At 69.9% G+C, this 14646-nt stretch carries 8 protein-coding genes; all 8 read left to right on the top strand.

Annotation, left to right across the window (positions count from 1 at the left end; translation table 11 throughout):
- Positions 1 to 460: 460 nt before the first annotated feature.
- The 8 genes from PBV52_RS04805 to PBV52_RS04770 are packed head-to-tail and all read left to right on the top strand — an operon-like array spanning position 461 to position 14645.
- Positions 461 to 2326 carry a phage tail sheath subtilisin-like domain-containing protein gene (locus PBV52_RS04805; RefSeq protein WP_274237008.1) on the top strand — a complete coding sequence of 622 codons (1866 nt, stop codon included), beginning with the start codon at positions 461 to 463 and terminating at the stop codon, positions 2324 to 2326.
- Positions 2327 to 2359: 33 nt separating this feature from the next.
- Positions 2360 to 2884, top strand: coding sequence for a phage tail protein (locus PBV52_RS04800; RefSeq protein WP_004003113.1), 525 nt, complete (start codon positions 2360 to 2362; stop codon positions 2882 to 2884).
- Between the two features lie 32 nt (positions 2885 to 2916).
- The gene (locus PBV52_RS04795; protein ID WP_274237007.1) at positions 2917 to 3654 is read left to right on the top strand and encodes a hypothetical protein; all 738 of its coding nucleotides are present in this window, start codon (positions 2917 to 2919) and stop codon (positions 3652 to 3654) included.
- Positions 3647 to 4396: a hypothetical protein gene (locus PBV52_RS04790; RefSeq protein ID WP_274237006.1), complete on the top strand. Its 750-nt coding sequence runs from the start codon at positions 3647 to 3649 to the stop codon at positions 4394 to 4396. Before PBV52_RS04795 ends, PBV52_RS04790 begins: the two co-directional genes overlap by 8 nt.
- 33 nt (positions 4397 to 4429) lie before the next feature.
- Positions 4430 to 5449 carry a DUF4255 domain-containing protein gene (locus PBV52_RS04785; protein ID WP_274237005.1) on the top strand — a complete coding sequence of 340 codons (1020 nt, stop codon included), beginning with the start codon at positions 4430 to 4432 and terminating at the stop codon, positions 5447 to 5449.
- 33 nt (positions 5450 to 5482) lie between these two features.
- Positions 5483 to 7495 carry an ATP-binding protein gene (locus PBV52_RS04780; protein ID WP_274237004.1) on the top strand — a complete coding sequence of 671 codons (2013 nt, stop codon included), beginning with the start codon at positions 5483 to 5485 and terminating at the stop codon, positions 7493 to 7495.
- Complete coding sequence (locus PBV52_RS04775) at positions 7486 to 7806, top strand: hypothetical protein (protein ID WP_274237003.1); 321 nt, start codon at positions 7486 to 7488, stop codon at positions 7804 to 7806. Before PBV52_RS04780 ends, PBV52_RS04775 begins: the two co-directional genes overlap by 10 nt.
- Positions 7803 to 14645 (top strand): DUF4157 domain-containing protein, encoded by a 6843-nt coding sequence (locus PBV52_RS04770; protein ID WP_274237002.1) that lies wholly within the window; start codon positions 7803 to 7805, stop codon positions 14643 to 14645. The genes PBV52_RS04775 and PBV52_RS04770 overlap by 4 nt, the downstream gene beginning before the upstream one ends.
- Position 14646 lies beyond the last annotated feature (1 nt).

Raw genomic sequence — 14646 nt, 5'->3', positions numbered from 1 at the left:
CCACGGCACGTTGTGTGCAACTCGCGGAGGTCGCACGCGCGTGCGACCAGTCGAACGGGGCGGGTAAGGGGTTTCCGGTGAGGGGTGGGGCCCCGTCCGGCGCTCTGTCGCGGCACCTCTGTGTGGGAACTGTGAATCAGCTGGCCGGGGCGCGCCGGTGAGTTGTGCGGATGCCGGGAAGCGGTCTTCACCAAACCGCCTCCCCGGCTGGCCTGAAGCCGCCTTGCTCGGTCAACTTCGAACACACCAAGGTGGGTTGAGCACTTGAGCATCAGGAGTCACAAGCGCGCTGCTTGAGCCGTGCGGTCGATCGCCCACGGTGATGACGGGGGAAACTGGTGCGGTGCACGTGACGACGTCGCCCTTGTGGGTGGCGTTTTCGTGCCCCGGTCGGGAATGCCTCCCTCTGCCATCTCTTGGTGCCTTTGTCCGGTACCCGAGACAGGGAGTAGGAGGGGGAATGCCGATGAGCGCTCTCAGCGCCGCCAAGCCGACGTATCCCGGCGTCTACGTCGAAGAACTTCCCAGCAGCACCCGCACGATCTCGACCTTGACCACGTCCGTGACGGCCTTTGTGGGCCACACCCGACGGGGTCCGCTCAACGAGCCGGTACGCGTCACCAGCTTCACGGAGTTCGAGCGCCGCTTCGGCGGTCTGAGCGCGCAGAGCGCCGTCGGCTACGCGGTCCACCAGTTCTTCGGCAACGGCGGCACCGTGGCGGTGATCGTCCGTGTCGCCAAGGCCGGCAGCGGCAAGGCCGCCTGCGTCACCCTCAAGTCCACCGAGGGCCACAGCGAGGGCCCGGTCCTCGAAGTGCACGCCAAGGAGCCCGGCGTCTGGGGCAACGGCCTGCGGGTCGCCGTCGACCACGACACCCCGTGCCCCGACGAGACGTTCAACCTGCGCGTCTACGACGCCAAGGGCGACGCCCGCGAGAGCTTCACGGGCCTGTCCATGGACCCGGCGAACGGCCGCTACGCGCAGACCGTGATCAACGCCGGCTCCAAGCTGATCCGCGTCGAGGTCGTCGGCGAGGGCCGCCCCGACCCGTCCGGCACCGTCTCCAAGCCCTTCGGCGACGAACTGCCGAACCTGGAAGTCGACCTGACCGTCAAGATCGGCGAGGTCGAGCGCGAGTTCAAGCTCTACGACCCCGACTGCGACGGCGAAGCCCCGTGCAGCGTCGCCGAGTTGGCGCTGCTGCTGGAGCGCAAGCTGCGCGCCCTGCCCGACGCGCCCGGCAAGCACGCCTTCGCGGGCGCCGAGGTCACCGCCTTCGGCCGCCGTATCCAGGTCGTCGCCGGCTCCACCGACCCCGAGGACGTCGTCCGCTTCCTCGGCGAGTGCGCCAACGACCTGGGCCTGGAGGCCTCCGTCAACCCGCCCGTCTTCCCGCTGGAGGGCGGCGAGGACGGTGCGGCGCCCGGCCCGCGCGACCTCATCGGCAGCGAGGGCGACAAGACCGGCATTCAGGCGCTGCGCGGCGTCGCCGACGTCAACCTGCTGGCGCTGCCCGAGCTCGCGGCGTACGAGAAGACCGAGGACGCGCTCACCGTCATCTCGGCCGCCCAGCGGCTGTGCGCCGAGCGGCGGATCTTCCTGCTGGTCGACGCGCCGAGCACCTGGGTCAGCGTCGACACCGCACGCGCCGGGCTCGCCGCCTTCGACGCGGTGCGCGGCAACCACGCGGGCCTGTACTTCCCGCACCTGCAGCTCACCGACCCGCTCACGGGCCGGCTGCGCTCCTTCCCGCCGTCGGGCGCGGTCGCCGGCGTCATCGCCCGCACCGACTCCGAGCGCGGCGTGTGGAAGGCGCCGGCCGGAACCGAGGCACGGCTCGCGGGCGTGCACTCGCTCACGGTCAACCTCACCGACCGCGAGACCGGTCTGCTCAACCCGCTCGGCGTCAACTGCCTGCGGACCTTCCCGGTGACCGGCCCCGTGGTCTGGGGCGCGCGCACGCTGGAGGGCTCGGACGCGCTCGACAGCGAGTGGAAGTACGTGCCGGTGCGCCGGCTTGCCCTGCACGTCGAGGAGAGCCTCCAGCGCGGTCTGCAGTGGGTCGTCTTCGAGCCCAACGACGAGAACCTGTGGCAGCAGATCCGGCTCGCCGCCTCCTCGTACCTGCACACGCTCTTCCGCCAGGGCGCCTTCAAGGGCGGCACCCCGCGCGAGGCGTACTTCGTCAAGTGCGACAGCGACACGACGACCGCCGAGGACATCGAGAACGGCATCGTCAACGTCCTCGTCGGCATCGCACCGGTCCGGCCGGCGGAGTTCGTGATCGTCAAAATCCAGCAGACGTCCGGGCAGTTCGCGCTCTAGGCGCGTGGAATCGTGGAGAACTGAAGGAATCCGATGGCTGAGTTCACGGTCAACGCGCATCGCTTCGACCCGTACAAGAACTTCAAGTTCCTCGTCCTGTGGGACGGTCGTACGGTCGCCGGCATCAGCAAGATCAGTCCCCTGAAGCGGACGACGGAAGTCGTCAAACACCGGCACGGAGGCGACCCGTCGTCTCCCCGCAAGTCGCCGGGCCGCTCCGAGTTCGAGGGCATCACCCTGGAGCGCGGGGTCACCCACGACCCCGAGTTCGACCGCTGGGCCAACAAGGTCTGGCAGGTCGGCGCGGGCCTCGGCTCCGAGGTGTCCCTCGCCGACTTCCGCAAGGACATCGTCATCCAGGTCCTCAACGAGGCCGGCCAGGTCGCCGTCTCGCACAAGCTGTACCGGACCTGGCCGAGCGAGTACCAGGTCCTCGGCGAACTGGACGCCAACGCCAACGCGGTGGCCATCCAGTCGCTGAAGCTCGAGTGCGAGGGCTGGGAGCGGGACTACGAGGTGCCCGAGCCGGAGGAGCCGTCGTTCCTCAACCCAGCCTGACCTAGGGCCAGTTGAGGAAGCGGGGGGAGAACATGGCGATCACCGGGGCGGCCGAACTGCTGGCCACCTGGGAGGCGGGCCTCGCCGAGGCACCGAACGGGCGCGCCCTGCTGCTGCACCGCACGGCCCGCCCGGACGCCGACGCCGCGCGCCTGCCGGTGCTGCCGGTGGGGGAGCGCGAGGCCGACCTGTTCGCGCTGCGCCGGGCCCTGTTCGGGGAGCGGATGCAGGTGCGGCTGGCGTGCTCGGCGTGCGGGGAGGACATGGAGTTCGACCTGGACGCCGGGGAGTTCGCCCGGTCGTTGGGCGAGCCCGGCACACCGGGTGACTCTGTGGTGCGCGTCGAACAGGACGGCTGGGACGTGCGGTTCCGGCTGCCCGGTGTCGCCGACCTGACGGCGGCGGCCCGGGCGGCCGACCCGCGCACGGCCCTGCTCGCCCGGTGCCTGGTCTCGGCGGTGCGCGACGGGACGGCCGTGGGCGCCGGTGACCTGCCGGTCCCGGTCCAGCGCCGGATCGCCGAGGCCGTCGAGGCCGCCGACCCGGGTGCCGACGTGACGCTCAACATCGCCTGCGCCGAGTGCGGTGAGGCCACCCGGGCCGAGCTCGACATCGCCTCCTACCTGTGGACCGAACTGGACGCGTGGGCACGCGACCTGCTGCTCGACGTCCATCTGCTCGCCACCTCCTACGGCTGGAGCGAGCCGGAGATCCTGGCGCTCAGCCCGCTGCGGCGCCGCTACTACCTGGAGCTGTGTGCGGATGTCTGACGCCGAAGGGGCGCCGGTTCCCGACTTCCTCGACCGGCTGATCGCCCGGCACGCTCCGGCCGCTGTCGCCGGTCCGCGTGCGGGTGTGGTGCGGGTACGGCCCCGGCTGCCGGGCCCGTTCGAGCGGGTGGAGGCGGTCCGCGGTACCGCGCCGGAGCCGGACGACGGTTCCGACCTGCTGTGGCCCTCCGCCACAGCGTCCGCCGTACGTCCGGGGGAGGCACCGCGTCCGGCGGCGGCCACGCCCCGGACGCACACGGAACGGGAGCGGACCGTCGTACACACCGAACGCGCCCCCACGGACCCGGCACCGCGGCCCGTCCCGAGGGCACTGCCCGAGGCGCCGCTGCTGCGTCCCGTCGCGCCCGTCGCCGCGGAGCAGCGGCCGACGCCCGACGCCGCGCACCGGGCGGCGGGCCGTGGGCGCACGGAGCGGGGCGCACCCCGGAGCACGGCGTCCGTGCCCGTCCCCCCGGGCACGGACGCCGTTTCCCCCGCTGCCGTGTCCGCGGCGCTGCGGCCCAGCGCCGCGGACACCGCGGCGGCACGCGACGCCGTACGACAGGCCGCCGCCCGGCGGCCGGGGAAGACGCCCGAGCAGGTGGTGCAGGTGCAGATCGGGCGGCTGGAGGTGACGGCGGGCCCGTCGCCGTCCGGCGGCAGCCGGCAGCAGCCGCCCGCGACGGGGCGTACGGGGGCGACCGTGAGCCTGGCGGATTACCTGGCGCGAGGGCGGGAGTGACATGACAGACCGAGGAACCGAGGAACCGACGCCATGAGCAACGCACTCGCCATCGCCCATGTCACCCAGGCCCTCTCCGTGCTGATCGCATCCAATCTGCTGCCGGAGTTCGACGAGGCCGTCAAGATGGAGCTGGGCAAACCGCCGACGGAACCGCCGTCCGAGCCCACCATCTCCGTCTTCTGCTACCAGGTCACGCCCAACGTCTCACAGCGGGGCAACGACCTGCCGACCCGCGCCACCGACGGGACCCTGCGCAAGCGGCCCGCCGCGGCACTGGACCTGCACTACCTGATCAGCGCGTACGGCGAGGAGTCGGAGCTGGTCGGGCAACGGCTGATCGGCTCCGTGGTGCGCACCCTGCACGAGATCCCGATCCTGCCGAAGGACGTCATCGAACAGGCCGGTGAGAAGCCGTACCTGGCGGGCAGCGACCTCGCCGAGGCGGCGCAGCGCGTGCGGTTGACGCCGACGGTGATGGACATCGACGAGACGTCGAAGCTGTGGGGGATGCTCCACCAGACGCCGTACGCCCTCTCGGTGGTCTACCAGGCGGCCCTCGTCTTCATCGAGGGCCGCGAGACGCCGGTGCCGGCGAAGCCGGTGGAGCGGTACACGGCGCGGGTGCTGCCCTTCGGGGCGCCCGGCGCGCCGGTGCCGCCCGGCAGCGGGGCGCAGGCGTCGCCGGAGGGTGGGAGCGGTGCGCCGGCTCCCGAGCCCGTTCCCGCGCAGAGCGGGACTTCGGGAGAGGGACCGGCCGGGAAGGCACCTGAGACGGCGCCCGCCAAGTCGGTCGCGAAGGCACCCGCCAAGTCGGTTGCGAAGGCTTCGGCCAAGGCGCCCGCGAGATCCGTGGCCAAGGCGCCTGCGAAGGATGCGGCCAAGGCACCCGCCCGTGTCCGGAAGGAAGCGCAGCCCGGCAAGGCGGCGCAGGCGGCCAAGCCCGCACGTGGCGCGGCCAAGAGCGCGGGTGCCGCGCCTTCTTCGGACTCCTCGCCAAAGTCGTCACCGGGCTCCTCCTCGGCGGGTGGCCCCGAGGGCGCGGAGAGCTGAGGCGGTATGGGGACGACGGGGGCAGGTGAGGACATGGGGACGCATCGGACGGGTGCCGCGAACGCACCGGGCGGCAGCCCGACGCTGACCGCGGAGATCCGGCGGGTCCTGGCCCGTGTCGACGCCCACGCCGCGCGCGCGGCCGAACCGGGCATGGCCGAGACGGGCACGGCAGCGGAGCCCGATGACGGTTCCACCGGTCGTGACGCCGCCGTCGACCACGTACCGGACCCGACGGCCCCCGCGACCGCCCCCCTCGACGCGCTCGTCACCTGCTTCGGCCTCACGGCCTTCGAACGGGACCTCGTACTCCTCACCGCCGCCTACGAGCTGGACCCCACGACCGCCGCCCGCTGCGCCGCCGCGAGCGGTGACCCGGAGCGGGCGTACCCCACCTTCTCGCTGGCCCTGGCCGCGCTCGGCGAACCGCACTGGAGCGCTCTGACCCCCGTGGCACCGCTGCGGCGCTGGCGCATAGTGGAGCTGGACGACGAGTCGCGCCTGACGCTGTCCCGGCTGCGGCTCGACGAACGCATTCTGCACTTCCTGCTCGGCTCGCCCTACCTGGACGCCCGGCTGCACGGCCAGCTGCGCCGCACCCCGGTGCCGGACGAGCTACCGCCGTCGTACGACCTGGCCGCGAGCCGGGTAGCCGCCGGCTGGACCACCGTCGCACGCCCGGACGCGCCGCTGCTCGTCGAGGTGGTCGGCGGCGATCTGCCGAGCCGGGCCGAGATCGCCGCCGCGGCGGCCGCGCGGTCCGGGCTCGGGCTGTACGCGATGAGCGCCGAGGACATCCCCACGGACGCGGCGGAGCGCGACCGGCTCGCCCGGCTGTGGCAGCGCGAGGCGATCCTGCTGCCCGCCGCGCTGCTCGTCGAGGTCGGCGAGCTCGACCGCGACCAGCACGCGGCCACCGACGCGTTCCTGACCGGGGCCGCCGTTCCCATTGTCGTGTCGAGCGGCGATCCGCGGCAGTCGGACCGGCCGCACGGCGATCGGGTGGCCGTGCCGCGCCTGGACGACGAGGAGCAACTCGGGCTGTGGGTGGGCGCTTTCCGGGACTTCGCCGACATCGGGGAGGGCGAACTGCGGTCGCTGGTCGCACAGTTCCAGCTGCCACCGCACGTCGTACGCTCCGCCGCTGCCGCCGTACGCCGTGATCTGCCCGGTGAGGACGAGCTGGACGCCGCCGGGCTCGCCTGGCGGGCGGGGCTGAACCAGGCCCGGATCGGGATGGATGAACTGGGCCGCCGTATCGAGCCCGAGGCGGGCTGGGCCGATCTCGTCCTGCACGACCGGCAGACGAGCGTGCTGCGGGAGATCGTCGCGCATGTGCGGCAGCGGCCCACCGTCCACCAGGAGTGGGGTTTCGCTGCGACGCTGCGTCGCGGCCTTGGCGTCACCGCCCTGTTCGCGGGCGGCTCCGGCACGGGCAAGACCCTGGCCGCCGAGGTCATGGCCAAGGAACTGGGCCTGGATCTGTTCATCATCGACTTGTCGCAGGTGGTCAGCAAGTACATCGGCGAGACGGAGAAGAATCTCCGCAAGGTCTTCGACGCCGCCGAACGCGGCGGCGCGCTCCTGCTCTTCGACGAGGCCGACGCGCTCTTCGGCAAGCGCAGCGAAGTGAAGGACAGCCACGACCGGTACGCCAACCTCGAGGTCAGCTACCTGCTGATGCGGATGGAGGCCTACCGGGGACTCGCCATCCTCACCACCAACATGAAGAAGGCCCTGGACACGGCTTTTATGCGCCGCATCCGCTTCGTCGTCGACTTCCCGTTCCCGGCGGAGCACGAGCGGGCGGAGATCTGGCGCCGGGTGCTGCCGTCGCAGACCCCGACGAAGGGCATCGATCCGGAACTCCTCGCCCAACTCACCGTCGCGGGCGGCTCGATCCGCAACATCGCCCTGTCCGGCGCGTTCCTCGCCGCCGAGGAGGGCGACCGGCTGCAGATGCGCCACATGCTCGCTGCGGCCCGCACCGAATACTCCAAGCTGGAACGCTCCTTGACGCCGACGGAGGTCCGCGGATGGGTGTGAACAGGCCGTATCGGGAGAGCGCGGCCGGTCGTCCCGAGCCGCGCGAGATCCGCGTCGACATCGGCGAGCTGGTCCTGGACGGCTTCGGCCCGTCCGTGGACCCGCGGCGCGTATCGGCGTCGTTCGAGCGGGAGTTGACCCGTCTCGTACGGGAACACGGGGTGCCGCTGGCCGCGGACGGCGCCGTGTCGATGGACGGGATGTCGGGACTTCCCCCGATGCCCGCCGGGTTGTCCGCGCGCCGCATCGGCCAGGAGCTGGCCCGCGCGGTGCACGCGGGACTTTCGGGCCGTGGGGAGGTGACGCGATGACGAACTCCGCAGCTCAGGACTCCCAGGCAGCCGAGCAGGCCGCCGCCGAACGCCGCCGCAAACGCAAGGAGCGCGCGGCGAAGAACCGCGCCCCCGAGCCGAAGAACATCGTCAGCGGGGCCGGACAGCCGCTGGACGCCGGTGTGCGCCGGGAGCTGGAGGAGCAGCTCGGCCACGACCTGGGCTCCGTACGCCTGCACACCGACCGCGACGCGAGCGCTCTCACCGGCATGCTCGGTGCGGACGCGGTGGCGGTGGGCCGGGACATCTTCTTCGGCGAGGGCCAGTACCAGCCGGGCACGGAGCAGGGCCGCGCCCTGCTCGCGCATGAGCTGCTGCACACGATCCAACACCCCTTCGCCAGCGGCACGTTGGCGGCGGGCCGTGACCTGGGTCAGGTCAGCGCGCCGCACGAGGCGGCCGAGCGCGCCGCCGAGGACACCGCCCAGGCCGTCGCGCGCGGCGAGCAGGCACCCGAGATCGCCCCGGAGGCCAGCACTCCGGCGTGGATGCGCTACACCACCGTCCACGCCGACCGTAATCGGCTCGAACACCTCGACCCCGCCACGCTGGTCGACCGCCTCGCCAACACGGTCATCCGGTCCCTCCGCACCGACCCGACGGACAGCGCGCAGCGCGTCCGCGCCTCCCTGGCCCCGCTCTCGGAGGAGCTTCAGGAGCGGGTACTGGATCGCCTGGAGCACCGGCTGCTCACCTCCGAGCACGACTTCGTGGTGGACCTGGTCACGGAGATCGACGAGGACGGCCAGGCGGAGAGCGAGGCCACCGCCCGGCAGCGCGGCCTCCTCGCTCCGGAGGTCGAGGAGGACACCGCCGAGGACGTACAGGCGGAGCGGGAGAGGGAGCAGGAGGCCGCCCAGGAGGAGCAGCAGCGCACCGAGCGGACGGGGCCCGCTCCCGGCCCGGAGAAGCAGTCCGTGGACGGGGCCGGGTCCGGGGACACGGCTCCCGCCGCGGGCAGTACGCCGGAGAACGCGGGCGGCACGATTCCGCAGGGTGGCACTCCGGGCGCGGACGCCGGGAAGGCGGAGGACGAGAAGGAGTCCGACCCGCGGACGGGTGGGGACGCGTCCAGCCCCAAGGGGGACGGGCAGCAGCCCACTTCGCCGGCCGCGCAGTCGGAGCAGAAGCCGGGGCAGCAGCAGGGGTCCCAGGATGCCGCGGTCGGCGGGAACGCCGGAGCGCAGGCGGCCGGGAAGCAGGACGCGAAGTCCGGCGCGGAGAAGAGCGGACAGCAGGGGCAGCAGCAGGACAAGGGGGACAAGGGGGACAAGGGGAAGCAGGGCGGCGGGAAGGACGGCGATCGGGCCGGGGCGAAGCAGGCCGAGGAGAAGGCGAAGAAGGAAGCCGGCCAGGAGGAGGCGGCCGGCCCGCGCGCCGACGCCGAGGACGGGGCCGCCAAGGCCCGCGAGAGCGCCGCCGCGGCCGAGGCGGCCAAGAAGGACGAGCCCGGTCGCGACGAGGGCAGTCCCAAGGTCGCGGGCAAGGACGAGGGTTTCCTCGGCCGCGCCAGCACGCTGGACGGGGCCCGCGCCCAGGACCAGGAGGGCGAGGAGGAGCGGGAGGAGTCCGCCGTCCAGGGCGGCGACTCCGAGGTGGAGGTCGGCGGCGGGGAGCCGAGCGCCTGGGACATCAAACTCAGGCCGGAGGACTTCCTTCCCGAGCAGGACCTCGACGTGTCGAACGTGCCGACCTCCGACCAGATCGACGAGTCCGCCGGGAGCTCCGCCACGCCCACCCCCTCCTTCTCTGCCCCGCCGCCGACCAGGGCCGAAAAGGTGCAGGCACAGCGTCAGCAGGAGGACGAGGAGGACGCCGAGCGCGAGGCGGCGGCGGAGAAGGACGACCCGGGCACCGACGACTCCCCGCCCGTGCCGGGCGCAGAGGAGGAGGCGGCGGAGCAGTCGCGTCGTACGGAGAGCGAGCTCGACCCCGAGGAGAAGAACGAGCCGAAGCCCGCCCCGGGCGTCGCCTCCAGGGACCCCAAACAGGGCGACAACCCCAAGGCGGGCCCGGCCGCGGCCGAGGCCAACGTTCAGGAGGCCAAGGACCGTTCGAAGGAGACGGGCGGCGATACGGCCGAGAAGGCTGCCAAGGAGGAGAAGGGCACGCCCGCCGCGGGCGGCCCCGGCGACAAGTCCTCGGGCGGCGGCGAGAAGGGCTCCGCGCAGGCCCGCTCCGACACCTCGGCCGCCGCGTCCCCGGCGGACACCGCCAAGCAGGGTGCCGAGGGCGAGAAGGCGGCTTCCGACGAGGGCGCCAAGGGAGCGGCGAAGGCCGAGGAGTCCGCTGGACCGCAGGAGTCGAAGGGGCCCAAGGACGAGGGCGGGAGCGGCACTTCGGAGGGGTCCGCGTCCGGTGGCGGGACGACCGACTCGGGCAGCTCGGCCGATACCGGCTCGACACCGTCGTCCGGCTCGACGTCCAGCCAGCCTTCGAGCGGCGACAACTCCACCTCAGACACGGGCAGTTCAGGCTCAGGCACGGAGTCCCGCTCCTCATCCCGTACGGAGAAGCCGAGCCCGAGGGCCCAGGAGCCGCGTACGGAGAAGCCGAAGGAGCAGGCTCGGCAGCCGGAGAGCAGGGCGGAGACCAAGGCCGAGTCCGGGGGCGGCGACGACTCCGGCACCCGGGCGGCTCCTGCGCCGGCGCGCGGTGGGGGCGGCGGTGGCGGTGCCGCTTCGAAGGGTGGCTCCACCAGTGGGGGCAAGGCCTCCGCGGCCAAGGGGAAGAAGGCGTCCAAGGCGGCGCCGGACCTCTCCGGCGGCTCCCCTGAGGAGGGCCTTGCCACCGCGTCGAACCTCAAGCCGCACCAGGCCGTCGAGGCGATGGACAGCGTCGGCGGAGCCGTGGACAAGGACGTCGGCAAGGAACACAAGCAGCTGGCGTCCAAGCCGCCCGCCATGGACCGTCCCACCGGCGCGCCGAAAACCCTGCACGGCAAGCCGGACGCCGAGGAAGCCGCGCAGTACAACGAGGACAAGGCCGAGCGCGCAGAGGACGCCAAGGACGAGAAGGCCGAGGTCAAGGGCGAGAAGAAGCCGGAAGGCAAGATCGACGCCGAGGAGATGGAGGAGCCGGACTTCTTCGACCAGATCGGGATGATGGCCGGCTACGCCATCGGTGGGATCGGCGACTGGCTCGGCTTCGATGTGACGGCGGAGGACCTGGCCGCCCAGTTCGCCGGCATGCCCACCAAGGACGAGGCCATGAAGGAGGCGCAGAACGGCACCGCGCCGGGCGTCGACATGCAGGGCCAGGCCGACGACAAGGCCACGGAGCAGGGCGGCAACACCGACGACAAGAGCCAGGAGGCCGCCGAGACCGGCGCCGACGACGCCGGTCGCAAGATGGGCGAGGACCAGGTCTATCCGGACGCGCCGAAGGAACGGCTCGAAGGGAAGGTGCCGGCCGAGCAGGGCGGCAAGTCGCGCGTCGGCGGAGGCGGTGCGAGCACCGGTGCCGTGCCCCCCGAGGCGGCCTCGGAAGTGGCCGAGCACGAGCGCAAGCCGCAGTTCAAGAAGGCGCTCAGTGACGGCCGCCAGGACATGGGCAAGGGCCGGGAGAAGAAGACCCAGGACACCCGTACGTCCCAGGAGAAGCACAAGCGGCAGGTCGACAAGGAAGTCCAGTCCAACACCAAGGAGCAGACGGGCAAGCGCGAGGGCGTCCTGACGGACGTGGACAAGCAGCGCTCCGACTGGACCAAGGAGCAGGACGACGAGCTGAAGAAGCTCGGCACGAAGAAGTCCGACCGCGAGAAGAAGATCCGCGACGACGTCAAGAAGGAAGAGGAGGACACCGACAAGGACGTCGACAAGGAGAAGGAGACCAGCGACAAGGACGTCAAGGACAAGGGCACCAAGGCCGAGGAGGACGCGGAGAAGAAGAAGGACGAGAAGGTCGACGACTCCAAGGGCTGGCTGTCGAAGACGCTCGACTGGATCAAAGAGAAGTTCATCGAGCTGCGGGACAAGGTCGTCCAGATCATCAAGGACGCCCGTAACGCGATCATCGAGGCGCTGAAGAGCTTCAAGGAGACGGTCGAGGGCTGGATCAACGCGGCCCGCGAGGGCATCGTCGAGATGATCAAGAAGTTCATCGAGGACCTGATCGAGTTCGTCACGTCCTTGGTGGAAGCGGTCATCGAAATCGCCCGCCGTATCCGCAAGTTCATCACGGACCTGATCAACGCGGCGCTCGCGTTCGTCACTCAGCTCGCCAACGCGCTGAAGCAGATCATGAAGGATCTGCTGGAGTCCATCGCGAAGCTTCTCAGCGACATCCTGAACGTCCTGAAGAAGATGCTCCTCGACGTCCTGAAGGCCTGCAAGGACGCCCTCAAGGCGGTCCTCGACTTCGCGACGAAGTTCATCGCCGCCTTCGGCGAGTTCATGATGATCCTGGTCGACATCCTCTCGGACCCCGGCGGCTGGCTGAGCGGCGCGAAGAACTCCGCGTACGACGGCGCGAAGAACCACCTCTTCAACGAGGTCAAGAGCGCCGTCAAGCAGTGGTTCAACGACAAGGTCAAGGAGATCACCGGCCTGACCGAAGCCGTCTGGAACAAGCTCATGAAGGGCGGCTGGACCCTAGAGAAGATCGCCAAGGAGGTGTGGGACGCGATCGTCCCCCAACTCCCGTTCATCATCGGCGAGATCGTCATCACGAAGGTGCTCGCGAAGCTGATCCCCGGCGCCGGCTGGGGCGCGGCCATCCTGGAGGCCATCCAGGCCGCGATCGGCTCGCTGGGCGAGATCCTCAAGGCCATCGGCGCGGTCATCACCTGGCTGAAGTCGGTACGGCAGGGCGGCGCGGGCGTCCTCTTCGCCAAGGCGATCGCGGCGGGCATCGTGGTCCTGCTGGAGATGGCCTACGAGTTGATCCTCAGCGGGATCGGCAAGTACGTGTCGAAGGTGGGCACGCGGCTGAAGGGCGTGGCCGCGAAGATCGGCAAGGACAAGGGCGGTTCGGGCGGGGACAAGGGGAAGGACGGCGGGGGCGACCCGCCGGCTTCCAACAAGGACAAGTCCTCGTCGACTCCCGAAAAGACGCAGACGCCCCCGGCCAAGGTCACGCCCCCGACGAAGCCCAAGGACACGGGCGGCCCCGGAAAGCCGAAGGACCAGGGCGCGCCTGCCAAGCCGAAGGACAAGGACGCACCGGGCAAGCCCCAGGACAAGAAGCCGGCGACGACGAAGCCCGGAAAGCCGAAGGACAAGGACACCGACGCCCCGTCCCCCAAGCCGACGAACCCCAAGGCCCCCACGAACAGGCCCGGCAAGGACAACGGCAAGCCCGACGACAAGAAGAACAACACCCCGAGCGACACGTCCACGAAGCCGACGCCCCCGACGTCCAAGGACAAGAACGGCAATCCGAAGGACAAGGACCAGCAGCCGGACAAGGACAAGCAGGACACCAAGCCGACGCAGGACCCGAAGCCCAAGGACGACAAGGGCGACCCGGGCAAGCCCAAGGACAAGGACGCGCCGGGCAAGCCCAAGGAAAATGACCCTCCGGGCAAACCGAAGGACCAGGAATCCAACAAGCCGAAGGACAAGGACAAGGACACGGACAAGGACGGCAAGCCGAAGAACGAAAAGGACAAGCAAAAAGGAAACGACGAAAATAAGCCGAAGACTGATCCGAAGCAAGAAAAGAGGGACAAGCGGAAGGAAGAGGAGGATAAGGACAAGGAAGATCGCTTGAGGAAGATTCTCGCGAAGATCCGGCCACGCGATCAAAAACTCCTGGACAAGGGGTTGGCGGAGTCGAATCACATATCGGCCCTCGCGGAGTTCAAGGACTATTACCGCTTGACCGGGCTTTACAAGACGGGGGACGAAAGTTTCGGAGTGCGAGGGACGCTCAACCCTGCGGCGATGAGCGGCATTCACGGGGTGAACACGCCGGCGAATCAGGACCGCACTCGCCCCGAACAATTTCCCTCGCCGGATATATCCCCCGGTCGGGTCGACGACAAGCTCACCCGCGTGGACTACGACAAGGTGCAGAACACCGGGTCGAATATTTCCAGTAAGTCCATGGAAGGAAAATTCCTCGACAGTACGATGAAGGCGAAGGGCCAGGTTCCGGACAAAAACAGGAAGCAGCCGCTGGGGTGGGAGTACATTGCCAACAACGGCCTCGGGAAGGGTGCGGAGTGGGTCAAGATGCACCTCCTGCCGGGTGGGAGTTCGAAGGGTCTTGGCGGGCACAACGGGGCGAATAACCTTGTGCCGGCGCGAGGCCACCGCACCAATGACTTGTTCCACCGGGAAATCGAGAAGTGGGCGCACGATTCCATCATCGGTAAGTCGGAGCAGGAGAGGGGAAGTGGGAAGAACGCCAAGCACAGGATGATCTGGTACAAAGCCGAGGCGGACTTCAACCACTCCGACTTCCCCGGATTCCCCGATCGAATCAGCGCCTCTTACGGCGGATACACCAAGAAACGGCCAGAGCTTACGGGAAAGTTGCCCGAGCACTGGGAACCCAAAACATCCCACACCTACGAGGCCACTGGAATTCCTCAGCCGGACCCGGACGAGAAACACAGCATTCACATCAACTCTGCGGGAGAGAAGATTCTCGGAGATCGGCTCAAAATATCGAATCGGAGTGCGCGACACATAGCCGGGACGTTCGAGAAGTCGGAGACGAAGGTCGAAAAGCCTACCTACACGAACCTCGGCTCGGTCAGAAAATACCTTCGGCAGCAGCAGCGGGTGAACAAGAAGCCCTCGGACAAAATAATCGACGAAATCATGCGGCAACTGGCGAAAAAGAAGCAAGAAATCGACTGGCGAGTATGAC

The sequence above is a fragment of the Streptomyces sp. T12 genome (assembly GCF_028736035.1).
Taxonomy (GTDB): Bacteria; Actinomycetota; Actinomycetes; order Streptomycetales; family Streptomycetaceae; genus Streptomyces.
Note: the sequence above shows the minus strand (reverse complement) of the source record. Positions and strands in the feature narration are given on the sequence as shown.